The 26,563-nt window shown below is 69.8% G+C and carries 21 protein-coding genes and 1 pseudogene; 11 read left to right on the top strand and 11 right to left on the bottom strand.

The features are described 5' to 3' along the window. Window positions 1–26: 26 nt before the first annotated feature. Window positions 27–662, bottom strand: a complete 636-nt coding sequence (locus tag OG966_RS34075) for a DJ-1/PfpI family protein (protein WP_326653897.1) — start codon at window positions 660–662, stop codon at window positions 27–29. Between the two features lie 80 nt (window positions 663–742). Next, complete coding sequence (locus OG966_RS34070; protein WP_326653896.1) at window positions 743–1,702, bottom strand: GlxA family transcriptional regulator; 960 nt, start codon at window positions 1,700–1,702, stop codon at window positions 743–745. Window positions 1,703–1,811: 109 nt separating this feature from the next. Here OG966_RS34070 and OG966_RS34065 point away from each other — a divergent pair, with 109 nt between their 5' ends. From OG966_RS34065 to OG966_RS34055, 3 genes are all read left to right on the top strand, one after another. Then, a complete protein-coding gene (locus OG966_RS34065; RefSeq protein WP_326653895.1) occupies window positions 1,812–2,678 on the top strand; it encodes an SCO6745 family protein in 867 nt (288 codons plus the stop codon). Between the two features lie 81 nt (window positions 2,679–2,759). After that, complete coding sequence (locus tag OG966_RS34060; RefSeq protein WP_326653894.1) at window positions 2,760–2,894, top strand: LPFR motif small protein; 135 nt, start codon at window positions 2,760–2,762, stop codon at window positions 2,892–2,894. A gap of 82 nt (window positions 2,895–2,976) precedes the next feature. Further along, window positions 2,977–5,376, top strand: coding sequence for a Tex family protein (locus tag OG966_RS34055; RefSeq protein WP_326653893.1), 2,400 nt, complete (start codon window positions 2,977–2,979; stop codon window positions 5,374–5,376). A 187-nt stretch (window positions 5,377–5,563) separates the two neighbouring features. On the opposite strand, the gene OG966_RS34050 is transcribed toward OG966_RS34055, so the two are convergent. From OG966_RS34050 to OG966_RS34040, 3 genes are all read right to left on the bottom strand, one after another. Continuing rightward, the gene (locus OG966_RS34050) at window positions 5,564–7,201 is read right to left on the bottom strand and encodes an ABC-F family ATP-binding cassette domain-containing protein (RefSeq protein ID WP_326653892.1); all 1,638 of its coding nucleotides are present in this window, start codon (window positions 7,199–7,201) and stop codon (window positions 5,564–5,566) included. A 26-nt stretch (window positions 7,202–7,227) separates the two neighbouring features. Beyond that, on the bottom strand, window positions 7,228–7,758 hold the full coding sequence (locus OG966_RS34045; RefSeq protein WP_326655489.1) for a TrmH family RNA methyltransferase: 531 nt from the start codon (window positions 7,756–7,758) through the stop codon (window positions 7,228–7,230). Window positions 7,759–7,918: 160 nt separating this feature from the next. After that, window positions 7,919–8,947 carry an oxidoreductase gene (locus tag OG966_RS34040; RefSeq protein ID WP_326653891.1) on the bottom strand — a complete coding sequence of 343 codons (1,029 nt, stop codon included), beginning with the start codon at window positions 8,945–8,947 and terminating at the stop codon, window positions 7,919–7,921. 171 nt (window positions 8,948–9,118) lie between these two features. Here OG966_RS34040 and OG966_RS34035 point away from each other — a divergent pair. Next, a pseudogene (locus tag OG966_RS34035) lies at window positions 9,119–9,458 on the top strand (FAD-dependent oxidoreductase); the annotation flags it as partial. Between the two features lie 63 nt (window positions 9,459–9,521). Here the strand turns inward: OG966_RS34035 and OG966_RS34030 are convergent. From OG966_RS34030 to OG966_RS34020, 3 genes are all read right to left on the bottom strand, one after another. Then, on the bottom strand, window positions 9,522–9,809 hold the full coding sequence (locus tag OG966_RS34030; RefSeq protein WP_326653889.1) for a hypothetical protein: 288 nt from the start codon (window positions 9,807–9,809) through the stop codon (window positions 9,522–9,524). A gap of 186 nt (window positions 9,810–9,995) precedes the next feature. Next, a complete protein-coding gene (locus tag OG966_RS34025; RefSeq protein ID WP_326653888.1) occupies window positions 9,996–11,276 on the bottom strand; it encodes a M14 family metallopeptidase in 1,281 nt (426 codons plus the stop codon). Further along, window positions 11,273–13,246, bottom strand: coding sequence for a Xaa-Pro dipeptidyl-peptidase (locus tag OG966_RS34020; protein WP_326653887.1), 1,974 nt, complete (start codon window positions 13,244–13,246; stop codon window positions 11,273–11,275). Before OG966_RS34020 ends, OG966_RS34025 begins: the two co-directional genes overlap by 4 nt. A 189-nt stretch (window positions 13,247–13,435) precedes the next feature. On the opposite strand from OG966_RS34020, the gene OG966_RS34015 reads away from it, so the two are divergent. Together OG966_RS34015 and OG966_RS34010 are read left to right on the top strand one after the other, a co-directional pair. After that, entirely contained in the window at window positions 13,436–14,926 is a 1,491-nt protein-coding gene (locus OG966_RS34015) for a M1 family metallopeptidase (protein WP_326653886.1), read from the top strand. A 204-nt stretch (window positions 14,927–15,130) separates the two neighbouring features. Beyond that, on the top strand, window positions 15,131–16,171 hold the full coding sequence (locus OG966_RS34010) for a LacI family DNA-binding transcriptional regulator (RefSeq protein WP_326653885.1): 1,041 nt from the start codon (window positions 15,131–15,133) through the stop codon (window positions 16,169–16,171). Between the two features lie 57 nt (window positions 16,172–16,228). Here OG966_RS34010 and OG966_RS34005 read toward each other — a convergent pair whose 3' ends face one another. Then, window positions 16,229–16,894, bottom strand: coding sequence for a helix-turn-helix transcriptional regulator (locus tag OG966_RS34005; protein ID WP_326653884.1), 666 nt, complete (start codon window positions 16,892–16,894; stop codon window positions 16,229–16,231). Between the two features lie 97 nt (window positions 16,895–16,991). On the opposite strand from OG966_RS34005, the gene OG966_RS34000 reads away from it, so the two are divergent. Next, window positions 16,992–17,429 carry a hypothetical protein gene (locus tag OG966_RS34000; protein ID WP_326653883.1) on the top strand — a complete coding sequence of 146 codons (438 nt, stop codon included), beginning with the start codon at window positions 16,992–16,994 and terminating at the stop codon, window positions 17,427–17,429. A 190-nt stretch (window positions 17,430–17,619) separates the two neighbouring features. On the opposite strand, the gene OG966_RS33995 is transcribed toward OG966_RS34000, so the two are convergent. Next, window positions 17,620–20,403, bottom strand: a complete 2,784-nt coding sequence (locus OG966_RS33995; RefSeq protein ID WP_326653882.1) for a glycosyl hydrolase — start codon at window positions 20,401–20,403, stop codon at window positions 17,620–17,622. A gap of 239 nt (window positions 20,404–20,642) precedes the next feature. Here OG966_RS33995 and OG966_RS33990 point away from each other — a divergent pair, with 239 nt between their 5' ends. The 4 genes from OG966_RS33990 to OG966_RS33975 all read left to right on the top strand — a co-directional run bounded on the left by OG966_RS33990 (window position 20,643) and on the right by OG966_RS33975 (window position 25,412). Beyond that, on the top strand, window positions 20,643–21,947 hold the full coding sequence (locus OG966_RS33990; RefSeq protein WP_326653880.1) for an ABC transporter substrate-binding protein: 1,305 nt from the start codon (window positions 20,643–20,645) through the stop codon (window positions 21,945–21,947). A 169-nt stretch (window positions 21,948–22,116) separates the two neighbouring features. Beyond that, window positions 22,117–23,061, top strand: coding sequence for a carbohydrate ABC transporter permease (locus OG966_RS33985; RefSeq protein WP_326653879.1), 945 nt, complete (start codon window positions 22,117–22,119; stop codon window positions 23,059–23,061). After that, entirely contained in the window at window positions 23,058–23,963 is a 906-nt protein-coding gene (locus OG966_RS33980; protein ID WP_326653878.1) for a carbohydrate ABC transporter permease, read from the top strand. The genes OG966_RS33985 and OG966_RS33980 overlap by 4 nt, the downstream gene beginning before the upstream one ends. A 48-nt stretch (window positions 23,964–24,011) precedes the next feature. Beyond that, window positions 24,012–25,412 carry a GH1 family beta-glucosidase gene (locus tag OG966_RS33975; protein ID WP_326653877.1) on the top strand — a complete coding sequence of 467 codons (1,401 nt, stop codon included), beginning with the start codon at window positions 24,012–24,014 and terminating at the stop codon, window positions 25,410–25,412. On the opposite strand, the gene OG966_RS33970 is transcribed toward OG966_RS33975, so the two are convergent. After that, window positions 25,384–26,259 carry an oxygenase MpaB family protein gene (locus OG966_RS33970; protein WP_326653876.1) on the bottom strand — a complete coding sequence of 292 codons (876 nt, stop codon included), beginning with the start codon at window positions 26,257–26,259 and terminating at the stop codon, window positions 25,384–25,386. The two genes, OG966_RS33975 and OG966_RS33970, sit on opposite strands and share 29 nt — an antisense overlap. Window positions 26,260–26,563: the final 304 nt, after the last annotated feature.

Below are 26,563 nucleotides of genomic sequence, written 5' to 3'. Positions count from 1 at the left end.
GCCCGGCCGATGGTCCGGCCGATGGTCTACCGGAGGATGAAGCGGCTCTTTGTACGGAACTCCTCGACCAGCGCGGCCGGGGCCTTCTGCGGCGATCCGGCGTCGTACGGCGGCTGAGGGTCGTACTCGGTGAGCAGCTGTACAGCCTGCGCGTGCTCCTTGTCCGCGATCCTGCCGACCAGCGTCAGCCCCATGTCGATGCCGGACGAGACACCCGCGGCGGTGACGTACTTGCCGTCGGTGACGACACGCTCGCCGGTGGGCTCGGCGCCGAACCGGCGCAGGAAGTCCAGCGCCAGCCAGTGCGAGGTGGCCGGGCGGCCCTTGAGCAGGCCGGCCGCGGCGAGCAGCAGCGAGCCTGTGCAGACCGAGGTCGTCCAGGTCGTGGTGGCGTCGACGGCGCGCAGCCAGCCCAGCAGTGTCTCGTTCTCCATCTGGTCGCTCTGGCCGGGGCCGCCGGGGACGACGACGATATCCGGGCTGTTCACCTCGGCAAACGTCTTCGTGGCGACGAGCGCGAGGTCGCCGCGGTCGTTGCTGACCGGTCCGGTGTGCTCGGCGACGAAGACCACCTCGGCGCCGGGAAGGCGGCAGAGCATTTCGTAGGGCCCCACGGCGTCCAGGGCGGTGAAGCGGTCGAAGAGGACAATGGCGATCTGCATGCTGGTCGGTCCCTCTCGGTTCGGGTTCTTACCGGTCTTCCGGACTGCTTCGGCTCTTCCGGCTGCTTCGGCTCTTCCGGCTACTTCGTGGTCAGGGCGCGGAAGCGGCGCCGGTATTCGGCCGGTGCCGTGCCCAGCGCCTTGACGAAGGCGCGGCGCATGGCTTCCGGAGTGCCGTAGCCGCAACCGCGCGAGATCTCTTCCACGCCGTCGGGGCTGTCCTCCAGTAGCCGGCGCGCATGCTCCAGACGGACCCGCTCGACGTAGCGACCCGGTGTCGTACCCGTCTCCTCCTGGAAGGCGCGGGCGAAATGGCGGGGCGAGAGCCTGGCGCGGGCGGCGAGTGCCTCGACCGAGAGATCCCCTTCCGGATGCTCGGTGATGTGCTGCTGCACATCACGCAGCGGCTCGCGGCGCGCGGTCTGTACGGCGAGCTGGACACTGAACTGCGCCTGGTTTCCCGGTCGCCTGAGGAAGACGACGAGATGGCGGGCGACGGTCAGCGCGATGTCCCGGCCGAGATCCTCCTCGACCAGGGCGAGGGCGAGGTCGATGCCGGAAGTGACACCGGCCGAGGTGGCCAGCTTTCCGTCGCGTACGAAGATCGGATCCGGTTCGACGTCGACGGCCGGATAGCGGCGGGCGAGATGGTCGCAGCTGGCCCAGTGCGTGGTGGCCCGGTGGCCGTCGAGCAGACCGGCCTCGGCCAGCAGCAGGGCTCCGGTGCAGACGGAGACCAGACGCTCGGCCCGCGGGGCGTGGACGCGCAGCCAGTCGACAAGGCGCGGGTCCGGGGTACGCGTGCCGTTGCCGCCGGGTACCAGCAGCGTGTGGGGGCCGACGGCGTCGGCGAGGCTGGTGTCCGGGACGAGCGTCAGCCCGCTGGAGGTACGGACCGGGGCACCGTCCAGGGAAGCGGTTCGGATCCCGTACGCGCCGCCGGCCGCCTGGCTCGCGCCCGCGAAGACTTCGACCGGGCCGGTCACATCGAGGCTCTGCAGGTCGTCGAAGAGAACGACGAGTACGGATCGCTGGGTCATGGTGTCCATGCTTGGCCGTGGCGGAGATGTCCGCAATGACGAGTACCCCACCTTTCCTGCCATGGGCCTGGACTTCACTACGTACCGACCAGTCGGTAACGTTCTTCTCATGAGTTCTCCGACATCGCGCGCCGGACGCCGCTGCCACAATGCCCTCAACCCGCTGCACTCGACGGTCTACTTCTCGCCCGACTTCACGCAGCAGCTCGCGCAGCTCGGCATCGAGGACGCGAGTGCCGCCTACTTCGCCGGGCGCGGCGCCGCGATGGGCGCCGTGGGGCCGGGTGTGGTCGCCGCGGCCTTCTACAACTTCAACCACGAGCTGATCGCCCGGCATCTGCCCGCAGTGTGGGACACCGCATCCCCCGGGGCCGTGCTCGAGGCGCGGCTGCGTGCCGTGGACAGCACGCTGCGGCGGCTGCTCGGCGACGATGTCGTCGCGTCGAAGGAGCTTGCGGAGGCCGCGGAGCTGGCGCTGCGCGCCGCCGAGGCAGGCACCCGGCACGCCCGGCCCCTGTACGCGGCGCACGCCGATCTGCCCGTGCCCGAGGAGCCGCATCTCGCCTACTGGCATGCCGCGACCCTGCTGCGCGAACATCGCGGGGACGCCCATCTCGTGGCGCTGCTCTCCGCGGAGCTCGACCCCGTAGAGGCCCTGGTGAGCCACACCGCGACCGGCAAGGGCATGGCGCCGCGCTGGATTCTGGCCACGCGCGGCTGGCGGCGTGCGGACTGGGAGGCGGCCGAGGGACGTCTGCGCGAGCGCGGGCTGCTGGACGGCGATGGCGAGTTGACCGAGGCGGGCGCGGGACTCCGGGCCGAGCTGGAGGAGCACACGGACCGCCTCGACCGGGCACCGTACGAGCATCTGGGCGCCGAGGGCGTCGAGCGGCTGACCGAGCTCGGGCGCGGCTTTCTGATGGCCGCGGTGAGCGCGGGCGCCTTCCCCGCGGACATCAGTGGCGGCAAGGGCTGACGATCACCGAGGAGGGCTGACGTTTACCGAGGTCCCGCGGGGTACCCGAGCGGTGACAGACACCCGTCTTCGGAGGTTCCCTTGTTCAGCGCCATCGCAGATGTACTCCGGCAGATCGGCTCGGCGATCGCCACCGTGGTCACTCTGCCCTTCCGGGCACTGGCCCGGCTCTTCGGCGGAGCCTCACATGGCGGCGGCCGGACGCGCCACGGCTGAGGCTACGGGCGACACGGCGCCCGGCCACCCGGCACAATGCACTTTCCAGCACAGCCAGCATGAGAAGGCGAGTCGGGGAACCGTGACGACGTCCATCGAAGGCAGGATCGCCGAGGAGCTCGGCGTACGCGAGCGGCAGGTGAAGGCGGCCGTCGAGCTGCTCGACGGCGGGTCGACCGTGCCGTTCATCGCGCGCTACCGCAAGGAAGCGACCGAGATGCTCGACGATGCGCAGCTGCGCACGCTCGAGGAGCGGCTGCGGTATCTGCGGGAGCTGGAGGAGCGGCGGACCGCGATCCTGGAGTCCGTACGCGAGCAGGGCAAACTGGACGAGGCGCTCGAGGCGCAGATCCGGGGCGCCGACACCAAGGCGCGTCTTGAGGACATCTACCTGCCGTTCAAGCCGAAGCGGCGGACGAAGGCGCAGATCGCGCGCGAGGCCGGTCTCGAGCCGCTCGCCGATGGCCTGCTCGGCGACCCGTCGGTGGAGCCGCTCGCGGCCGCGGCGGCCTTCGTGGACGCGGACAAGGGTGTGGCGGACGCCGCCGCGGCGCTGGACGGCGCACGGGCGATTCTGACCGAGCGTTTCTCCGAGGACGCCGACCTGATCGGCGAGCTGCGCGAACGGATGTGGACGCGGGGCCGGCTCGCGGCGAAGGTACGCGAGGGCAAGGGCGACGCCAAAGAGGGGCCGGGCGCCAAGTTCGCCGACTACTTCGACTTCGCGGAGCCCTTCACCAAGCTGCCCTCGCACCGGGTGCTCGCCATGCTCCGTGGCGAGAAGGAGGAAATCCTCGACCTGGTGCTGGAGCCGGAGGAGCCGTCCGAGCAGCCGGGCCCTTCGGCGTACGAGGGCATGGTCGCCCGGCGCTTCGACGTCGCCGACAGGGGGCGGCCCGGCGACAAGTGGCTTCTGGACACGGTGCGCTGGGCCTGGCGAACCCGGATCCTGGTCCATCTGGGGATCGACTTGCGGCTGCGGCTGCGTACGGCCGCCGAGGACGAGGCGGTACGGGTCTTCGCGGCGAACCTGCGGGATCTGCTGCTGGCCGCGCCGGCGGGTACGCGGGCGACGCTCGGACTCGACCCCGGTTTCCGTACGGGTGTGAAGGTCGCCGTCGTCGACGCGACGGGCAAGGTCGTCGCGACGGACGTCATCCACCCGCACGTCCCGGCGAACAGGTGGGAGGAGTCGCTGGCGAAACTGGCGCGTCTGGCCAAGGAGCACGCGGTCGATCTGATCGCGATCGGCAACGGCACGGCGTCCCGGGAGACCGACAAGCTCGCCGGTGAACTGTGCGCCAAGCACCCGGAGTTGGGCCTCACCAAGGTGATGGTCTCGGAGGCCGGCGCTTCGGTGTACTCCGCGTCCGCGTTCGCCTCGCAGGAACTGCCCGACATGGATGTGTCGCTGCGCGGAGCCGTCTCCATCGCGCGCCGTCTCCAGGACCCGCTCGCGGAGCTGGTGAAGATCGACCCCAAGTCGATCGGTGTCGGCCAGTACCAGCACGATCTGTCCGAGGTGAAGCTCTCCCGCTCGCTGGACGCGGTCGTGGAGGACTGTGTGAACGGCGTCGGCGTCGACGTCAACACCGCGTCCGCACCGCTGCTCTCACGGGTGTCGGGCATCGGCACCGGCCTCGCCGAGAACATCGTCGCGCACCGTGACTCCAACGGTCCGTTCCGTTCGCGCAAGGCGCTCAAGGAGGTGGCGCGGCTCGGCCCGAAAGCGTACGAGCAGTGCGCGGGCTTCCTGCGGATCCGGGGCGGGGACGACCCGCTGGACGCCTCCAGCGTGCACCCGGAGGCATATCCGGTGGTGCGGCGGATGGTGAAGGCCGTGGGTGACGAGGTGGCCTCGCTGATCGGCAACGCACCGGTGCTGCGCTCGCTGAAGCCGGTGGAGTTCGTGGACGAGACGTTCGGTCTGCCTACGGTGACGGACATCCTGCGGGAGCTGGAGAAGCCGGGGCGCGACCCGCGGCCTGCGTTCAAGACCGCCACCTTCAAGGAGGGCGTGGAGAAGCTCGGCGACCTTGCGCCGGGGATGGTTCTGGAGGGCGTGGTGACCAATGTCGCTGCGTTCGGCGCGTTCGTGGACGTCGGTGTCCACCAGGACGGTCTGGTCCATGTGTCGGCGATGTCCAAGACCTTCGTCAAGGACCCGCGGGATGTGGTGAAGCCGGGCGACGTGGTGAAGGTGAAGGTCATCGACGTCGACATCCCACGCAAGCGGATCGCCCTGACACTGCGGCTGGAGGACGAGGCCACGCCGAAGGCGGGCGGTGGCCCGAAGCAGCGTGAGCGGGGTGAGCGGGGCGGCCGTCCGCCGCAGCAGCGCCGTCAGCAGGGCGGGCAGGGCGGCCAGGGCGGCCGCGGCGGGGACCGTGGCGGCGACCGCCAGGCCCCGGCGCCGGCGAACAGCGCGATGGCGGACGCGCTGCGGCGCGCAGGCCTTGCGGATCCCAAGCGGCGCGGCTGACCGCGTACTCGGGTCCCGCCACCGTCCGGTGGCGGGACCCTTTTGCGTCGTCCTGCGTCGCTCAGCTTTCCGGCGAGCCGTGGAAACCCACGTCCACGCCCGCGCCCCCGCCTATGCCCACGCCCACGCCGAGCAGCTTCAGCGGCTTCTTTCCCGTCCAGGTCCAGGAATGCCGGAAAGGCCGCGCTCAGTGCTCCGTGATCTTTCCTCCGGACACCTCGATACGGCGCGTGGTGTGGACCGCATCGAGCATCCGGCGATCGTGCGTGACCAGCAGCAGTGTGCCGGTGTACGAGTCGAGCGCGGACTCCAGCTGCTCGATCGCCGGCAGGTCGAGGTGGTTGGTCGGCTCGTCGAGTACGAGGAGATTGACGCCGCGGCCCTGGAGCAGCGCCAGCGCGGCGCGGGTGCGCTCGCCCGGGGAGAGCGTGGTCGCCGGGCGCATCACGTGCTCCGCCTTGAGGCCGAACTTGGCCAGCAGGGTGCGGACTTCGGCCGGTTCGGTCTCCGGGACGGCCGCGCAGAAGGCGTCGAGCAGGGTCTCGGTGCCGTAGAAGAGGCCACGGACCTGGTCGACCTCGCCGACCACGACGCCCGAGCCGAGCGATGCGTGGCCCGCGTCGAGGGTGAGGCGGCCCAGCAGAGCGGCGAGCAGTGTGGACTTGCCCGCGCCGTTGGCTCCGGTGATGGCGACCCGGTCCGCCCAGTCGATCTGGAGGTCGGCCGGGCCGAAGCTGAAGTCGCCGCGGCGGACCTCCGCGCCGCGCAGCGTCGCGACGACCGATCCCGATCGGGGGGCCGACGCGATCTCCATACGGAGTTCCCACTCTTTGCGGGGCTCGTCCACCGTGTCCAGGCGTTCGATCATGCGCTGCGTCTGGCGGGCCTTCGAGGCCTGCTTCTCGCTGGCCTCGCTGCGGAACTTGCGGCCGAGCTTGTCGCTGTCGGTGGCCTTGCGGCGGGCGTTCTTGACCCCTTTGTCCATCCAGGACCGCTGCATCTGCGCCCTGCCCTCGAGCGCCGCCTTCTTGTCGGCGTACTCCTCGAAGTCCTCGCGGGCATGCCTGCGGGCGGTCTCCCGCTCCTCCAGGTATGCCGCGTATCCGCCGCCGTACAGGGTGATCCGCTGCTGCGCGAGATCGAGTTCCAGGACCTTGGTGACGGTGCGGGTGAGGAACTCGCGGTCGTGGCTGACGACCACGGTGCCGGCGCGCAGGCCCTTGACAAAGGTTTCCAGGCGATCGAGACCGTCCAGGTCGAGGTCGTTGGTCGGCTCGTCGAGCAGGAAGACGTCGTAACGCGACAGAAGAAGCGAGGCGAGACCGGCGCGGGCAGCCTGGCCGCCGGAGAGGCCGGTCATCGGCTGGTCGAGCCCGACGGTCAGACCGAGCGAGGCGGCGACCTCCTCGGCCCGCTCGTCGAGGTCCGCGCCACCGAGGTCCAGCCAGCGCTCCAGGCTGGTCGAGTACGCGTCGTCGGCGCCGGGCGCGCCGTCGACGAGCGCCTGGGTCGAATCGTCCATGGCGATCTGGGCCGCGGCGACGCCGGTACGGCGGGCGAGGAAGTCCCGTACGGTCTCCTCCGCCCGCCGCTCGGGCTCCTGCGGCAGATGGCCCACCGCGGCGGTGGGCGGGGAGAGCTTCAGCTCGCCCCGCTCCGGACGGTCGAGTCCGGCGAGCAGACGGAGCAGGGTCGATTTGCCGGCGCCGTTGACACCGACGAGGCCGATCACATCGCCGGGCGCGACGACGAGGTCGAGCCCGGAGAAGAGCGAGCGGTCACCGTGTCCTGCGGCGAGATCCTTGGCGACGAGGGTTGCAGTCATCAGATGGGTGATCCTAACGGGGCCCTTCACAGGAGGCCCGCCAGCCGGTACAGGGCAAGGGATCCCGCGACCGCGACATTGAGGCTGGCGCCGGTGCCGACCATGGGGATCTCGACGCATTCGTCGAGCAGATCGAGCGCCTCGGGCGGGATGCCTCTCTGTTCGTGGCCCACGACCATGACGGTGGGCTGCCGGGCGGCGGGCAGGTCACCGAGTCGTACGGCTTCGTCCGCGAGCTCCACCCCGATGATCCGCACGCCCCGCTCACGCTGCCGGGCGAGCCAGCCCAGCGGGTCGCCGGTCCAGTGCACGCAGAGCGGTTTGCGCAGGGTGTTGCCGCGGGCCAGGGCCTCGGGCACCCACGGGAAACGCGGCACGGTGAGACAGGCACCGACGGCGTCACAGGTACGGGCGAGGGTGCCGAGATTGGCCCCGTGCAGCGGCCAGAGAGGGGCGGCGTAGAGGTGATCCCAGCAGGAGTGGGCGCGGGGACGACGGGTGCGGCGCAGTTCCTCGCGGGTACGGGTGCGGATGGAGGGTCCGCCGCGGCCGCTCATCGCCTCCACGGCTCTGGTTGCCACCCCTGGCCGGGTCCGCGCTCACCCCGGTCGACGGAAGGAGTCCGGTGCGAGGGCCTCGCCCCGGAAAAGTCGGTGGGCCTTCGGTTCAGTCGGTACATCGTGCGTGGCGATTCGCGGCTCGCCCGGGCCATCGTCGTCAGTGCACCATCGGTGCGACAAGCACGCTCCCCGTGGTGCGTGCCACAAGGAAGGATTGCCCCTTCACCGCCCGCGCGTCCACCGGAATTCGCTGCTTGCCCGGCTCCAGCATCCCGTGGAACAGCTCCCGTGTATGCGTGCGGTGGAGCCGGTCCAGGCGGTACGCCACCAGCCGCACCCGGCATGTCGAGGTCACCTCCACGTCCGCCGCGCCGTCCGACACCGTCAGCCGGGTCAGTCTGCGGCACACCGACGGACCCCGGTCCAGAGCGTGTTCGATCTGCGCGACCAGCAGCGGAATGATCGGGGCGAGCCCGTCCACGTACGCGACCCGCACCTGCGCCCGCTCGAACGCCGTACGCACCTCCGCGCGTTCCCGCTCGTCGATGGCGCGCCCGAAAGCGACCGCGCCATAGGTGCGCAGTTCCTCTGCGGGGACGCCGGCGGCATCGCTCGTGATCTCCGCGCCGATGCCGATGGTCCTCAGCGCGGCGGCGAGTTTCGCGAGCAGGGCCACCCGCGCACCGATCAGGAGCACCCTGCGGCGCACGGGCCCGGCGTCCCCGACGTCCGTCAGCAGGCGTTCCAGCTCGGCCCGGTACTCATCGCCGCGGAAGCGGAACGGCCCCATCCCGTGGTAGCCGTTGAGCTCCAGGTCCGCTCTCCCGTCCGTCTGCCAGGCGAAGTCCCGCCACACGATGTCGTCCCCGTCGCGCTCGATGACGGCCGTCACCGCTCCGCATTCGATGCCTTCGCACTCGGGACAGCCGTAGATCACACAGCGGCCTCCCTCCAGCGGCGCCGGTGCCTGAAGCAGCAGCACGCGTACGTGGGCGGTGAAGATCGCCGGCGGTATGTCCGAGGCCAGCGGCGAGACGGCGTCGAGGTCGGAGAGCTGGAACAGCAGGGGCCGCCCGTCGACGATGAAGTCAGTGAAGTCCCGGTGCACTTGGTGGCCACCATCGGCGAGAACTCCTCCGGCCCGCATCGCCGGCGCCAGCCCGAAGGTCGCGTACTCGGCAGACATGTCCTGAGTATCCCCAGTTATGAGGTGATCTGAGCACAGCAGCCGGTATTGGGCTGCGGTCCCGCCGTGCGCGGCGATGTGATGGTGGCGGGCGCGGGGTCATCGGCCTGACGACGGCCGTTGTGCCGGCGGAGAGCGGACGCCGCGTACGGGCGTGACACGGGACGCGGCACAGTGGCCGACCACACCTCGCGAAGGACGATGTACTTCTTTCCGCGGCCGGGGCGGCTGATCCTCGGCGGCACGGCGGACGAGGACGACTGGCGGCTCGCGCCCGATCCCACGACGCGGAGGAGATCGCCGCGCGTGGGCGCTGTTCCGTCCCGAGATCGCGGATGCGCGGATCCCGGACACCCGGGTGGGTCGGCGCCCGGCCGGAGCGGCAGGGGCGCGGATGGAGGCGGAGCCGCTGCCGGGCGGCGGGCTGCTGGTCCACAACCACGGTCACGGCGGCGCGGGCGTGACGGTCGCCCGGGGCCGCGCGGAGGCGGCCGCGGCACTGGCCTCCTGAGAACCAACGGGCGTCGCCCGCCCCGACGCGTATCGGAGCGGGCGACGCCGGAACGCGAGAGACTTACGCGTTGTTCTCGGCGTCGAGGCACGCCTGGATCCGGCGCTGGAGCGCGTCGGCCTGCGCGCGGGCCTTCTTGGCCTCGGCGTGGGCACCCAGGTGGTCCAGCTGCGCGGCCTTCTGCCTGAGATCGGCGACCTGGGCACGCATCTTGTTGTAGTCACAGATGACGACACCGCGGGTCGCCGCGCCCGACTTGGCGGAGGCGGTGACCGCCTGCGCGGGGGCGGCGGCGAACAGCAGGCCGCCGGCCATCGCGGCGGTCACGGCGAGTGTGGTGATACGGCGCATTCATTCTCCAAGTGCAAGGTTGTGCGCCCCCGTTGAGGGGGTGGTTGGTCAGTACCAGCGGGTAACTTTACCCGACTGATCAACACACCTTGCCTCCTGCCGGCTCACCTCCGCCGCACCGGGCCCGATGCGCATCTCGCAGTCCCGTCGTACTGTTCATGGCCCGCGATCACCGCCGGGAGGGGCTCAGCAGGAGTCGACCAGCTGCCCCGATGTGAGGTGATACGTGGCACGCGAGTCGAGCAGCAGCGGGATCAGTTGGCGCCGGGACTGCCACAGCGGTACGAATACCCCGTCCCCGTCCGGCCGTGACGCGACGCCGTGCAGGGCCAGTTCGTCTTTCACCTCCGCGTACTGCCCGGCATCGAGGCGGTAGCCGCAGGGCGGATCCGTCAGGGTCTCCTCCGCCGTCGCGGGATCATTGTCGGCGCCACCCAGATAGACGGGCCCGCGGTCCTTGAACCCCACCAGCCGGGCTCGGGTGGTCGCGGCCTCGATCCGGGCGCGCCGTTGGTCGGCGAACGAGAACAGCCCGCCCAGAGCGTCGAGTTGACTGGTCACCCGGCGCCGGTTGTTGAGCGAGGGATCGGCCTTTTCCGCATCGGTCATGGCATCGACGCGGCTCTCGACGAGGAGACCTACGGCGTTCTTGACGCCGGCGGCATTGCGCAGGATGCGCTCCTGACCGTCTCCGGCGGTCTGCTTGATGGGATCGCCGGTGACCGGGTCGGTCCAGATGCCGTAGGTGCCGGTACTGAAGCCGCTTTCGTGCGCGGCCGGGCGGACGTAACGGTCGGAGAGGGTCTGCGACTCCTGGTGGACCCTGGCGTCGGTGTTGAGATTGCGCGGCCAGAGGTCGAAGAGATCCTTGTCGTAGTACGGCGGGGTGGCGCCGTACTCGTGCAAGTCGTAGACGATGTCCGGGCGTTGGTCACGGATGACGGCGGCCATCGCCCGCGCCTCGGCGGTCCGCAGGGCGATGTGGTCGCGGTTGATGTCGACGCCGTCGGAGTTGCCGCGGGTGTTCGCGGCCCGTCCGTCCGGGTTGGCGGTGGGGACGACGAGGATCCGGGTCCGGGACAGCAGGTGCCGGGTCTCGCTGTCTCTCGCGTACGCCAGATCGCGGATCCGGCTCAGACAGGCGTCGCGGCCGGAAGGCTCGTCGCCGTGCTGACTGCAGATCAGCAGCACCGTGTTCGGGGTGTGCCGTGCGCCGATCCGTACGAGCTGGAGCGGACGGCCCTGCTTCGTCGTCCCGATCCGGTCGACCGACATCCGGTCGCTCCCCCGGTCGACGGCGGCGAGAAACTCCTGCTCCTCGGGCCGGCTGGTCCACCGCGCGCCATCGCTGGTCTCGAAGCCGGTACGGGGCAGAGTGTGCGCCGCCTCGGCCGGCGCCGTCACCAGCGGCACTGTCAGCGCCGCGGCCGTGACGGTGAGGACGAGCGTGCGGATGCGAAGCTTCATCGGCCACCTTCCGGGATCGGGCGGATCGCTCGCGGCTCGGCCACACCGCTGAGCCGGGACGGGCTCGGGGAGACTGCCGCGGCGGACCCTGCGGTGGCACGTACAAAGGCGGCCGTACCGCCGACGATCGGCAGCCGCGCCGATGTCCGGGCCAGATCGAGGCTGAGAGTCGGCGTGGTGGCCGGCGGGTCGATGAGGTCCTTGTCGGTGCCGCCGACGATCAGGGCGAGCCGGTGGCCGGCCGGGACGACATGGTCACTGGCGTGCAGATCGAGGGTGATGGTGTACGCCCTGCCGGGGGTCAGCGGGCGGCCCTCGGCGTCCGAGGCGTAGTTGCCCAGATCGGCCCAGCCGCGGCTGAAGACCGTGTAGTCGACGGCAGCCGTGCGCGCCCGCGTCACCTTGAAGCAGGGGCTGTCGCCCTGGGTGCTCGCGCCCCAGCACGTGCGTTCGGTGAGGGTGGTGATGCCTTCGCCGGCGGCAGCGTAGTCGCGGATGGTGTCGGGGCCGAGATCGACGAGCACCGCTGAGAGATGGGCGCTGGAGGTCGACGGGGTGGCGGTGATCGTCACCTTGGAGGAACCGGACAGACGAAGATCACGGCCGAGCGGTTTGGAGATGAATCCGGCCTTGGCGGAGGTCGAACTCCCGACCTGGGCGGCCCAGTCGGTCTCGTCCAGCCCCGGGTCGTCGGTGAACGTCTCGACGGAGCCGGGGCGCGCGGGCTTCAGACCGAGGGTGCCGACACCGGCGGCCGTGCCGTTCCCCGGGCGGAGGACGGTGATGCCGGTGGCGCGTGGCGGCCAGGCGCGGTCGGTGGACCACTGGTCGGGAGCGCGCTCGATGTCGGCCATCGGCTCACGGTCGATGCCGTTGGCGTAGCCGAGGAGGTAGTGGTCGAACCAGCGGTGCAGGGTCGCCACCCAATCGGCGCGCCGGAAGTCGAACGGGTCGACATGCCCGGTCTGCGAGAGCCAGACCTTGCGCTCCACGCCTTCGTCGGCGAGCGCGTCCCACCACTGACCGAAGTGCTTGGTACGGACGTTGAGGTCCTGCATACCGTGGACGGCGAAGACGCTCGCCGTGACGTTGTCCGCGTTGCGCGTATAGTCCCGCTCGCTCCACAGCCGGGTCAGGTCACCGGTGCGCGGGGCCTGGTCGACCAGTCGCTGCTGGACGGCCTGGCAGCGGGCGCGGGCCTCAGGACTCTCGACATAGCCGGAGAGCCACTCGGGGCCCGAGTCGTAGAGCGGGGCTCCCTTGGCGAAGTAGTAGTCGTACCAGGAGGAGATGGCGGAGATCGGGACGATCGTCTTGAGCCCCTCGACCCCGGTGGCGGCAACGCCGTTGGCGATCGTGCCGTCGTAACTCTTGCCGATCATGCCGGTGCGACCGTTGGTCCAGCCGGCGCGGGCGGGTTCGCCGCCGGTGCGGGTGGTGTAGCCGCGGGCACGGCCGTTCAGCCAGTCCACCACAGCCTTGGCGGACTGGACGTCGGAGCGGCCGCCGACGTCGACGCAGCCGTCGGAGCGGTTGGTTCCGGCCAGGTCGACCGCGACGAAGGCATAGCCGCGCGGAACGAAGAAATTGTCGTAGAAGAGCGGGAACTGGACGACATTGCCGTTCGCGTCGTACGTCTTCTTCTGGCTCTCGTTGCCGCGACCGCAGCAGGAGTAGTACGGACTGGCGTCCATGATCACTGGGATCTTCCGGCCCTGCCGGGCGGGCTCGCGCGGCCGGACGATGTCGACGGCGACGCGGTCGGTCCTCCCGTCGCCGTCGCCGTCGAGCCGGGTGTCCACCCACACGGATTCACGGATCGCGTGCTCGTAGGAGTAGACGGGTCTGCTCTCGCGTACCGGGGCGCTCTGCGCTCCTGTCGGCGAGAGAACCATGGCCATCAGAGCGGCCGAGGCCGCAACCACCAGCGATCTGTACGTCAAGCGGGTGACCCGCGCACGTATCGGCATGGGCGGAAGGTACTCCGGCCAACTCCCCTGCAACAGAGGGCAATCAGGGCATCAAAGTGACCGAAGGGACACCAGGGTTCATGTCGACCGAATGGCGATCATGTGAAAGGCCGAGCTTCGCTCCTGACTGTGAGCACCGGGCCTGAATAGGGTTCAGGAGATCGTTCGCCCCTACGATTTGGAGCATCCGTGCACCGCAGACTCATCGTCCCGAGCGCGCTCGCGGCCTCTCTGCTGCTGGCGATCCCGGCATCGGCCGCCGACTCCTCTCCGGGCGCCCCGGGCATCGGCGACCCCTACTACCCGGCCAGCGGAAACGGCGGATACGACGTATCCCACTACGACTTGAGGCTCACTTACGAGCCCACGACGGATCTGCTTGCGGGTACGGCGACGATCCTCGCCACCGCCAAGCAGAACCTGAACCGCTTCAACCTCGACTTCGGTCTGAAGGTCAGCGAGGTACGGGTCAACAACAAGATCGCGAAGTTCGCCAAGGAGGGCGACCAGGAGCTGGTCATCACTCCGGCCACGCCGCTGGAGAAGGGCACATCCGTCCCGGTGGTCGTCCGGTATGCGGGCAAGCCCTCCGAACTGAGCATCGGCGGCTACACAGCCTGGCACCGCACCCCGGACGGGGGCGTCGCCGCCCAGGAACCGGACTCGGCGGTGTGGTGGTTCCCGAGCAACGACCACCCGCTGGACAAGGCGACGTACGACATCTCGGTCTCGGTGCCGGACGGCACCCAGGTGATCAGCAACGGCGTGCTGCAGTCGCAGAGTTCGAAGCTGGGCCGGACACGGTACAACTGGCGGTCCAACAAGCCGCAGGCGTCGTATCTCGCCACACTCGCCGTCGGAAAGTTCGACATCACCACCGACAAGACGGCCGGCGGGCTGCCCATCCTCAACGCGTACAGCAAGGATCTCGGCGACAACGCGGGCGCGGCGCGGGCGAGCGTCGAGCGGACCGGCGAGGTGGCCGAGTGGCTCACCGGGGTCTTCGGCCCGTACCCCTTCAACGCGCTCGGCGGCTATGTTCCCAATGTGACCAGCGGCTATGCGCTGGAGACACAGACACGGCCGTTCTACAGCCCGCGGCAGTTCGCGAACGGCGCGAATGTCTCCGTCGTCGTCCATGAACTGGCCCACCAGTGGTACGGCGACAGTGTCTCCGTCGACGGATGGAAGGACATCTGGGTCAACGAAGGCTTCGCCCGCTACAGCCAGTGGCTGTGGTCGGAGAAGGAGGGCGAGGGGACCGCGCAGGAACTCGCGGACTACGTCTACGCCCAGCACCCGGCCGACGACGCGTTCTGGACGGTCAAGCCGGGCGACCCGGGTCCGGACAACCAGTTCGACATCGCCATCTACGACCGGGGCGCGCTGGCGCTGCAGGCGCTGCGCAACAAGGTCGGCGACGAAGACTTCTCGGCCATCCTCAAGGGCTGGCCGCAGGAGCACGCCTACGGCAACGCAAAGGTCGGCGACTTTGTGAAGTACGCCGAGAAGATCTCGGGCAAGCCGCTGGCCGGGCTCTTCGACACCTGGCTCTACCAGCCCTCGAAGCCGGGCGCTCCGGCGGCTGCCGGAGCGCGGATCGCCCGGACGGACGTCGAGCACGGCCGGCCGGCGTCCTGGAAGAAGATCGCCGCGACGAACACCATTCACGATCACTGAGATGCAGGCCGAGGCGCCGCCGCCCCGCGAGGGACGGCGGCGCTCTGCCATTCCCCTCCTTCTCCTGCCCCTCCCTCTCCCCTTCCGCCTACTGCGGGGGAGCGCTCTCAGAAGATCGCCGGGACCCGGATATCCTGTACCCGGCAGCGTTCGCCCCCGCTGTCGTCTGAAGCAGCCGACTGAAGCAGCCGAGGAGCGCCCGCCTTGCCCGAGCAGACCACTGGGTCCCGCCCCACTCTGGAAGCCGTCGCGGCCCGCGCCGGCGTCTCCCGGGCCACGGCCTCCCGGGTCGTCAACGGCGGTGCCGGTGTCCGGCCGCCGCTGGTCGACAAGGTGCGTCAGGCGGTCGAGGAGCTCGGATACGTACCGAACCACGCGGCGCGCACCCTGGTCACCCGGCGCAACGGCGCGGTGGCCGTGATCATTGCCGAACCCGAGTTCAGGATCTTCTCGGACCCCTTCTTCGAGCAGCAGGTGCGCGGCATCAGCCGTGAGCTGACGGCGTACGACTCCCAGCTGGTGCTGCTGTGGGTGGAGGGGCCCGGTGACTACGACCGGATCGCCCGCTATCTCGGCGGCGGCCATGTCGACGGCGCGCTGGCCTTCTCACTGCACGACGACGACGAACTGCCGTCGATCATCCGCCGGGTCAAGGTGCCGACCGTCTTCGGCGGCCGCCCCGGCTGGCCCGGTGCCGCCTCCGAGCTCGCCGTCCCGTATGTCGACTGCGACAACCGCGGCGGCGCCCGGGAGGCCGTACGGCATCTGGTCTCTCTCGGCCGCGAGAACATCGCGCACATCGCGGGCCCGCGCGACCAGACCTCCGCGCTCGACCGGATCGACGGCTACCGCGACGTCCTGCTGGATGCCGACCCGGAGCTGGTCTGCCAGGGCGACTTCACCGCGGACAGCGGCGCCCGCGCGATGGCTGAGCTGCTGGCGCGCCGCCCCCAACTGGACGCTGTCTTCGCCGCGAACGACCTGATGGCATCGGGGGCGTTGCGGACACTGCGCGAGCAGGGTCGGCGGGTGCCCGAGGATGTTGCGCTGGTCGGCTTCGACGACATGCCCTCGGTCGTCGAGTCGACCGATCCGCCACTGACGACGATCCGTCAGGACATCGAGGGAATGGGCCGGTTGATGGTCCGGCTGCTGATGCGCGTACTGAACGAGGACGAGCCGAGCGCCGGGGCCCCCGCTTCGGTGATCACCCCGACGACGCTGGTGCGGCGTGCCTCGGCCTGACGTCCGTGCCCCGTCCCGTGCTGGGTGTCGGCCGGGCCGTCTCGTTCGGATCTCCGCTCATTGGCCCGCCGGTTCCAGGCGGACGCAGCACCTGCCGGGGGCGGGGTCCAGGCACGCCCGGAGCCCGGTCTCGTGCAGTCCGTCGAGGAAGCCGCCCAGCAGGTGCAGGTTCATGCCGCACACCGTCTCGGTGTGCTCACGAGCCAGCGCATGGAACGGACAGTTCCGCAGGATGACGGTGTCCCCCTCGGCGCGCGGTTCGAAGCCGTACCGCTCCAGGAGTTCGAGAGTGTCGGCGCCGCCCTGCGCACCCAGTTCCCTGCCCGCCTCATGGGCCTTGCGGTGGAGCACCTCCCGTGGCGGCTCACCCGTGGCCTCGGATCCTTCCAGCGCCTGCGCGAGCAGCCGCCCGGCAAGGTCGTAACGGCGCCCCGGCAGGCTGACGGTGACCTGCTTCGAAGAACGCCGGTAGAGCTTGGCGGGCCGTCCCGCGCCTGGTCCGCTCCGTCCGCTGCGCCGTTCGTACACCACATCGAGCAGACCTTCGTCTGCGAGACGGTCCAGATGGAACGCGGCGGTCTGCCGCGCGAGGCCCAGAGCCTCGGCAGCCTCGTCGCGACCGACCGGTGCCACCTGCCGTATGACGTGGTCGTACAGCCGTCTGCGGGTGGGCTCGTCGAGGGCGGCGACGGCGGAGAAGTCTGAGTCACGGGGATGGTCCACGGCACAAGTGTAAAACCCACGGCCATTGACTTAAGAGAACCGGCGCTTCTATCGTTAATGAAAGTTGTTGATAGAAGAGAAGAGAGAAGGAGGGGCCATGTCCGCATCCCTGTCCGCGCAGTCCGTCACCCCCCGGCGGGACGCGCTGTCCGACCCCGGCTACCAGGCGTTTCTCTGCCTGCGCATCGTGTTCACGGTGGCGCCGGTCCTGTTCGGCCTGGACAAGTTCGCCAATCTCCTCGTGGACTGGCCCGGTTACCTCGCGCCGTGGATCGACAACATCGTTCCGGGCAGCGCCCAGGCAGCGATGTACGCCGTAGGCGTGGTCGAGGTCCTGGCGGGCGTCGTCGTCGCGGTCGCGCCGCGATTCGGAGGATGGCTGGTCGCCGGATGGCTCGCCGGCATCATCATCAACCTGCTGAGCATTCCCGGCTATTACGACGTCGCGCTGCGCGACTTCGGACTACTGGTCGCCGCGGTGGCGCTGGCCAGGCTCGCCGCCAAGTACGCCGGCGGCAGGCAGGGGCCGCGCTGAGGCCCGGCCAGGGATCAGGCAGGGGCCGGACTGAGGCCCGGCCAGGGACCCGCATCCGCCGGATCGGTGGCAGGTTTTCCGGACTGCGGCCGGCGGGGCGCACCGTCCCCGGGCAGCGGCGGCGGCTCCGGCCGCACCACCGCCCGGGGGAGTCCCCCGGCCCCGCCGTACCTCCGGCGAAGGAAGGTCGCTAGCCGAACGGGATCACCAGCACGGACTCGTCCGTGCCCGTCCGGAGCCGGGACGTACCGTTGCCGATGGCGTTCCACACCTCCAGACGTACCGTGCCGCCCCTGAGGTCGCCGAGAATGCCGGTCGCCGACTTCAGACCGCGGGACTGCGTGTACTCCTCCCAGCCCGCCACCGGATCGGTCGCGAAGTACTGATAGGTCTCCGCCCGGTCGAAGGTGCCGTCACCCGTGAAGTCGTAGCTGATACGGGCCTGCTGGCCGAGCCCGACGGTGCTGCCGGCGTCCAGCCGGAGGCGGAACGCGGTGGCCGCGCCCGGCGTGAGTGTGCCGTTGACCTGCTTGACCTCATAGACGAGCGGCTGATGCGGAGTGCCGTCGTAGTTGACGCCGCCCGCCGACGCGATCGTGTCGCTGCCCGCCGTACCGCCCGTCGCGGTGGTGAGCACCCCTCCCGTCCGGAGCTGGAAGGTGTTGCCCGTCGACGGCTCCGGATCGGGATCCGGGTCCGGGTCGCCTCCCCCGCTTCCGGTGCCGGTCGCCGTCGAGCGCGCCGGGACGGTGAGCGTCTTGCCGTCGGAGAAGGTGACCGTGCGGGCGGTTGCGCCGTAGTTGTGCGCGGCGTACGTACGTACCGTGCCCTTGGTGAAGACCGCGGAGCTCGGGATGTCGCCCGTGACCGTCGCGTCGGGGGCGCCGAGCGCGTCGAGTGTGCTGATCCAGTGGTAGGTATGCGCCTTGGACTCGCCCTGCTCGGGGGTGTAGCCCTCGCCGCCGGCGTCCCACTTGGACTTCGCCGCCGCGGGGTCCGCCAGTGCCTGGAACTCCCAGAGGATGTCGCGCCATTCGACGGCCGGGCCGCCGTTCTCCCGTTCCATCTCGGCGATATTGCGGCGGATCGCGGCCTTCTCACCGCCCAGGTGCAGTGAACCCCCTGTGAGCGGAAGGGCGTTGATGCCGTGGATCTCCTCGGGGTTGGCGGTCCACCAGGTGGCGTACGCCGCGCCGCTGCCCCACACCATGCCGGCCGTGTCATGCCCGAAGGAGGACGGGAAGACCTGCTGGTCGGCGTCGAACCAGTACTGGGCGATCGCCTCGGACTCGGTGGTGAGCAGATAGGTGCCGAGGTCGCGCAACGCGGTGTCGCCGGTGGCCGAGCCCCACAGCACGAGGCCCGCGCTGAGGTTGGTGGACTCCGACGACGACTCCTGGTTGTTGCCGGCCGCGAAGCCCTGGTGCCCGGAGGCCCAGCTGTGGCCCGCGTACACGTCGAAGCCGCGCAGGAACGGGAAGGCGGTGTCGGTGCGGCTGGGGTTCGCCGCGTCCCGCACCAGGGTCTTCACCATGCCGCCCCAGGCCGATTCGGCGGCCCAGGACTGGTCGTACTGGGCGACGACGGCGGCCGCGTAGACGTAGTAGCTGTAGTGGAAGTGGTGGTCGTTGAGCTCGGTGTCGCTGCCGTACGAGGCCGGGTAGCCGGTGAGGGTCTTCCAGACCTGGTCGTACGAGAACTCGTTCGCGCCGCCTGCCGTGAACCAGTCCTGGAGCCGGCCCTTCATCAGGGCCAGCAGTTTGTCCCTGGTCGCGGTCTCACCGATCTGGTCGGCGACGGGCACGAGCTGGGCGAGCTGGCCGAGCACCTTGCCGGTCCAGTAGGTGTCCGTGTAGCCCTTGAACGGGTCGGGGTCGTTCGCCACCGCGTCGAGGTAGCCCCTGAGCCGTGCCGTGTCGACCGCGTTCGTCTTCGGCAGTGCGGGCAGCACCGCGGACGCCTTCTGGCTGGTGGTGAAGGAGGTCGCCTCACGGACCTTCATGGTGCCGCGCGGCGAGACATAGGTGTATGGAGTGAGCGCGTCCGTGGTGTTCAGCCACTGATGCCGGTAGAGCGCCTGGAGCGTGCCGCGCTCGGTGCCCTCCATGGCCTCGGTGGTCAGGGTGTAGGTGGCGTTCACGGTGCCACCGGTGTAGCTCCAGCTCGCCTTGGAGCCGGTGACGAAGCTGTACGCGTACTTCTTGTACGTGGCCAGCGCGTCGGTGGAGGGCAGTACGGCCAGCGAGAAGTAGTCCTTGGTGCCGAGTCCCGCGGTCACGGTGGAGCCGGAGACCGTCCAGTCGCTGCCGCTCGGCGCGAACAGCGCGTAGTGGTGCCCTGCGACGGTGATACCGAGGACATTGCCCTGGTCGGCGAAGACGGTGGGCGCGGCAGCCGTGGTGATCTGGGCATCGCCTCCGGAGCCCTTGGCGTATACGAACGGCAGGCCGTGGCCGATGGTGGTGCGCAGCGTGCGGGCTCCGTCGGACCAGTAGGGGGTCACGGTCCAGTCGGACCAGTCGTCGGCCTTGGTGTCCGGTGAGTTGAGCCCGGTGAGGCCGAGGGTCAGGTCCCCCTGGTGGGCGTACTCGTACTGGCGGCCTTCGCCGACGATGGCCGGGGCCGTCGGGTAGCCGACCTCGAGTCCGCCGGCGGTGGCCCGGTAGGTGAGCGGGTGGCCGTACATGGGGGTGGAGTACGGGTTGTCGCCGTACCGCTGAAAGGCCAGCGAGGACCACCAGTCGTTGGTGGGGACCGGCCTGTCCTTGGCTGCGGGGGTGACCTTGGGCGTGACCGGCACGCCGGTGTTGGTGGTGGGGCCCGACGTACCGGCGGGGCGGGTGTCGGAGTAACTGCCAGAGCCTACGGGGACGGTGGCGGCCGCCGCGGGGATGGCGGCCGGGCCCAGACCGAAGGCGGCCAGGGCGGAGACCAGTACCAGCGCGGCAGCTGGTCTGGTGCGGGTGGCTGGCATGGACGGCACCTCGAAGTCATCACGGGAAGGGGCGTCCGAGAGCGCTCTCAGATGATGGGAACGTAAAACTCCTGAATCAGAAGTGTCAATACGCGGGACACAGGCAGTAGTTCGCGCCGAGTCCAAGCCGTTATCCCTTCGAGTCTTGACGGGGCGGACACCTCCGGGGCACGCTCCAGTCGCATCTCTGAGAGCGCTCTCAAGCGCTCTCGCTCCACCGAAGCCAAGGGAGGCTTCCCATGCCCAACGCCCGAGCCGCCAAGAGAGCCGCGGTCCGCCTGGGTGCGGTCGCGCTCGCGGGGGCACTGCTCGCCGCCTGTGGATCCGGATCGTCGGACGGCACGTCCGACAGTGCGGGCGGCAAGGTCACGCTCACCGTGGACCTCTTCGGATCCTTCGGCTACAAGGAGGCCGGGCTCTACGCGGAGTACGAGAAGCTCCACCCGAACGTCAAGATCAAGCAGACCGACACCGAGGACGAGCAGGACTACTGGAAGTCGCTGCAGACACGACTCGCCGGCGGTGGCGGACTGGCGGACGTGCAAGGCATCGAGGTGGGCCGGATCGCCGCGGTCACCCAGCAGCAGGCCGACAAGTTCGAGGACCTGAAGCAGTACGGCGCCGACAAGCTCAAGGACCAGTTCGCCGAGGCCAAGTGGTCGGCGGCGACAGGCAAGGACGGCCAGGTCCTCGGCCTGGGTACGGATGTCGGCCCGGAGGCCATGTGCTACCGCTCCGACCTCTTCAAGCAGGCCGGTCTGCCCACCGACCGTGCGGAGCTGGCGAAGAAGTGGTCCACCTGGGACGGCTATCTGGCGCTCGGCAAGGAGTACAAGAAGAAGGCTCCGGCCAAGAGCGCCTGGATGGACAGCGTCGGCAGCCTCTACACGATCATGATCGGCCAGGAGAAGGAGCGGTACTACGACGCCTCCGGGAAGCTGATCTACGAAGACAACCCGGCGGTCGAAGCCGCCTGGGCCGCCTCCGCCGAGGCGGCGAAGTCGGGCCTGAGCGCCAAGCTCGACCAGTGGTCACCGCAGTGGAACCAGGCGTTCTCCGCAGGCTCGTTCGCCACCATGCCCTGCCCGGCCTGGATGCTCGGCTACATCAAGGGCCAGGCCGGTGACGCCGGCAAGGGCAAGTGGGACATCGCCAAGCTGCCCGCGGGCGCAGGCAACTGGGGCGGTTCGTATCTCGCGATCCCCCGTGCCGCGAAGCACAAGAAGGAGGCGTACGAGCTGATCCAGTGGCTCACCGCCCCCGAGCAGCAGGCGAAGCTCTTCACCAAGCAGGGCAACTTCCCGTCGTCGACCGGCGCCATCGCCAAGGTCGCGGCCGCCAAGGACCCGTACTTCTCCGACGCGCCGATCGGCCAGATCTTCGGCGACGCCGCCAAGGCGGCGCCCGTCCAGGTCCTCGGAGTGCACGACAAGAGCGTCGCCGACCAGATCACCAACGCGCTGAGCGAGGTGGAGCGCAAGGGCACATCGCCCGACAAGGCCTGGTCGACCGCGAAGAAGAACGTGGAGAACGCCACCGGCTGACCCGGCGGTCCCGGGGAGGTACGGGACGCCACCCGAACTTCCCCGGGACCGCTCGACTCCCTCAGGCCGGTCCTGATTCCCGGCAAGCCGGTCCTGGTTCCCGGCCGGACCGGCCTCCGGCTGCCGGTCTTCCGCGACTTCCCGTTCCCACTCCTCGAAGGGCCGCACCGTGACCCTCACCGCCGGCGCGAAGCCGGTCTCCAACCGGCCCTCGGCCGCACACCGCACCTGGCGCACGCTCTCGCCGTACGCCTATATCGCTCCGTTCTTCACCCTGTTCGCCGCCTTCGGGCTCTTCCCGCTGATCTACACGGCCTTCGTCTCCCTCTATCGGGTAGAGCTGCAGACGCCCGGCGAGATGGAGTGGCGTGGCCTCGGCAACTACACCGCGCTCTTCGACGACGAGATCTTCTGGACCGCACTGGGAAACACATTCACCATCGGGGTGCTGTCCACCGTCCCCCAGCTGGTGATGGCGCTGGGCCTGGCCCATTTGCTCAACTACCGGCTGCGTGGCCGGACTTTCCTGCGTACGGCGATGCTGCTGCCGTACGCGACCTCCGTCGCCGCCGCGACCCTGGTCTTCGCGCAGCTCTTCGGCCGCGATTTCGGCCTGATCAACTATGTACTGGGCCTTGTCGGTTTCGATCCGGTGGACTGGCAGGCCGGCACGGTCTCCTCGCAGATCGCCGTATCGACCATCGTCATCTGGCGCTGGACCGGCTACAACGCGCTGATCTATCTGGCCGGCATGCAGTCCATCCCGAGCGAGCTGTACGAGGCCGCCGAAATGGACGGGGCCTCGCGCTGGCGGCAGTTCATCCATGTCACCCTGCCGGGCCTGCGTCCCACGATCCTGTTCACCGTCGTCGTCTCGACGATCGGCGCCACCCAGCTCTTCGGTGAACCGCTGCTCTTCGAAGGCTCCATCTCCGGCGGTATCTCGCACCAGTACCAGACGCTCGGCCTCTACATGTACGAGCAGGGCTGGGGCTTCTTCCATCTGGGCCGGGCCGCCGCCATCGCCTGGGTGATGTTCCTGCTGATCCTGGTGCTGGTCGGGGTCAACGCCCTGATCGCGCACCGCCGTTCCCGCAAGGAGGCCGGCCGATGACCGCGCTCGCCGCTCCGCCGACCGAGCCGCCCGCCGCGGGCGCACGACCCGGGCCCACGCGCCCAAGGAGAAACCGGGCCGGCCGCACGATGCAGGGCGGCAGGCTCGCCCACGCGATCCTGATCGCCGCCGTCCTCGTCTCGGCGTTCCCGTTCTACTGGACGATCGTCGCCGCCAGCCGCTCCAACGCCGATCTGGCAAAAGTGCCGCCGACGCTGCTGCCGGGCTCGAATCTGTTCCACAACTTTCAGGCGGTGATGGAGGAGGCCGATATCGGCAAGGCTCTTCTCAACTCCTTCATCGTCTCCGGCTCGATCACCGTCGGCACAGTGCTCTGCTGCACGCTCGCCGGATTCGCCTTCGCCAAGCTGCGCTTCCGCGGCCGCGGCGCGCTGCTGGCGATCACGGTGGGCACCATGATGATCCCGCCGCAGCTCGGTGTGATCCCGCTCTTCATGCTGATCGCCGAGCTGCAGTGGGTGAACCAGCTGCAGGCCGTGATCCTCCCCGGTCTGGTCTCCGCCTTCGGTGTGTTCTTCATGCGCCAGTACCTGGTGCAGTCGCTGCCGGACGAGCTGATCGAGGCGGCCAGGGTCGACGGCGCGTCCACCGCCCGCATCTTCTGGTCGATCGTGGTGCCGATCGCCCGGCCCGGTATGGCCGTGCTGGGGATGCTGACCTTCATGGCCGCGTGGAACGACTTCTTCTGGCCGATCGTCGCGCTCTCCTCGCAGGAGCCGACGGTGCAGGTCGCCCTGCGCCAGCTCGGCGGCGGCTATGTCCACGACCAGTCCGTGATCATGGCGGGCACGCTGCTCGGCACTCTCCCGGTGCTGCTCGTTTTCGGTCTGCTCGGCCGGCAGATCGTCGGCGGCATCATGCAGGGCGCCGTCAAGGGCTGACCCCCCTCCCCCGCACCGCTCCGTCTCTATTCCTGGGAGTTCCACCTCATGACCGCTGTCGACGCACGCCCCAAGACGACGACGGACCTCCGGTTCCCGGCCGGATTCCGCTGGGGCACCGCCACCGCCGCGTACCAGATCGAGGGCGCCGCGGCGGAAGACGGCCGTACGCCGTCCATCTGGGACACCTTCAGCCGTGTGCCGGGCAAGGTCCGCAACGGCGACACCGGCGACATCGCCGCCGACCACTACCACCGGATGCGCGAGGACGTCGCGCTGATGAAGCAGCTCGGCGTCACCGACTACCGGTTCTCGGTGGCCTGGCCGCGGGTGCAGCCGACCGGGCGCGGTCCCGCCGTACAGAAGGGACTGGACTTCTACCGCCGGCTCACCGACGAGCTTCTCGAGGCGGGCATCCGGCCGGTGGCCACGCTCTACCACTGGGATCTGCCGCAGGAGCTGGAGGACGCGGGCGGCTGGCCGCAGCGCGAGACCGCCCGGCGCTTCGGCGACTACGCCGGGATCATGGCGGATGCGCTCGGCGACCGGGTGAAGACCTGGACCACGCTGAACGAGCCGTGGTGCGCCGCGTTCCTCGGCTACGGCTCCGGTGTGCACGCCCCGGGGCGCACCAGCGCGAGTGCCTCGCTGCGCGCATCGCACCATTTCAACCTGGCGCACGGGTGGGCCGCGCGGACGCTGCATGCCGCGCTGCCCTCGACGTCGGAGATCTCGCTGACGCTCAATCTGCATGTGGTGCGGCCGCTCACGGACTCCGAGGACGACCTGGACGCGGCTCGCCGGATCGATGCCGTCGGGAACCGGATCTTCCTCGATCCGGTGTTCCACGGCCGGCTTCCTGAGGATCTGGTCCGCGACACGGCTTCGGTCACCGACTGGGCCTTTGTACAGGACGGCGATCTGGACATGATCTCCACGCCGATCGACACGCTGGGCATCAACTACTACTCCCCCACGGTCGTCGCTGCCGGGTCGTCGGACTCACCCTCGCCGTGGGCCGGCGCGGAACAGCACGTCCGCTTCGTGCCCGCGCCGGGCCCGCGTACCGCGATGGACTGGCCGGTCGATGCCGACGGTCTGCACGAGCTGCTGATCCGCCTGCGTGACGACCTTCCGGGCGTACCACTGGTGATCACCGAGAACGGCGCCGCGTACGACGACTACGCCGATCCGTCGGGCGCGGTCCATGACCCCGAGCGGGTGGCGTATCTGCGGTCCCACCTCGCGGCGGTGCACCGGGCCATCGCGGACGGCGCGGATGTGCGCGGCTACTTCCTGTGGTCGCTGCTGGACAACTTCGAGTGGGCCTACGGCTACAGCAAGCGGTTCGGCATCGTTCATGTCGACTTCGCGACCCAGCGCCGTACGTTCAAGGACAGCGCCCGCTGGTACGCGGACGTCATCGCACGGGGCGGGCTGACCGGCTGAGCCGGGCGGCCCGTCGCGCCTCGCGCGCGAGCGGGAGGTACCGCAGTCGCTCGGGGAGCACGGGAACCACGGCCCGTACGAACCGGGCGACTCTGCGCAGCCGCCGCTCCTGCTCATCCGTCCACTCCAGGCCGATCGCCTGGCGTGCGTCGGGCGGCATCAGCCCGATCGTGATGAAGCGGCGGAAGCGGGCGAGCGGAGGGAGCAGCAGCGGCCACGCCGTCCTGAGCAGCAGTCTCACCGCGAGCGGTCCTCGGTCGGGCGGCGGCACCGGCCGGTCGGTGGCGATCAGTTCGCGTACGACGACGGTCGCCTCGATCTCGTCGGCGAGCACCTTGCGGTAGTACGGCCAGAACTCCTCGATCGTCTGCGGCATGTCCCGGTCGTGGATGCCGAGGATCCGGCCGACCTGGAGCCACTCCGCGTACAGCTGCCGCTCCTGGACCTCGGTGAGCGGAGGCGCCAGATAGCGCAGCGCGTGCTGGTAGACGGGGAAGCCGGTGGCGTGCACCCAGGAGTAGCAGGCGGGGCTGAGCGCGTGGTAGCGGCGGCCGTGGGCGTCCGTGCCCCGAATCGTCTTGTGGAGCTCGCGGAGTCTGCGGCCCTCCTCAGCCGCCGCCTCACCGCCGTACACCCAGAGCTGGAGCGAGTGCAGGGAGCGCTCCCCGCGGCCCCAGGGGTCGGTACGGAAGACGGAGTGGTCGTCGACGCCCGCGCCGACTGCGGGGTGGGCGACCTGCAGGGTGAGGGCGGCGGGCAGCATCAGCAGGGCCCGGATGTCGCCGGCGTAGGTCCACAGCACTCCGCCGGGCGGGAGCGGTACGGGTTCTGCTGCGACCCTGTTCATCGGTGCGCTCCTGGCGGGTCCGAGCCCGGCCTGAATCAGCGTCAGCGTTGTCGACAAGGCCGGTGGAACAACTCGATATCAATTGTAACTTCGGCTCTCCGGCGAGGGGAGGGAACAGGGGCCGGTTACAGCCCGTTACGCGAGATCCGCAGGATCGACCCCGCCGGGCGACCACCCCTCCACGTGCGCGAACAACCGCGCGGATTCCGGGGAGTTGGCGTGATCGTGGGGCTGCGGAAAGAAAGTAGGCACCTGGTCATTACCAGGAGGTAACTCCGGCTGATTTGATGTGCGGCGCCGGTCG

The sequence above is a fragment of the Streptomyces sp. NBC_01750 genome (assembly GCF_035918095.1).
Taxonomy (GTDB): Bacteria; Actinomycetota; Actinomycetes; order Streptomycetales; family Streptomycetaceae; genus Streptomyces.
Note: the sequence above shows the minus strand (reverse complement) of the source record. Positions and strands in the feature narration are given on the sequence as shown.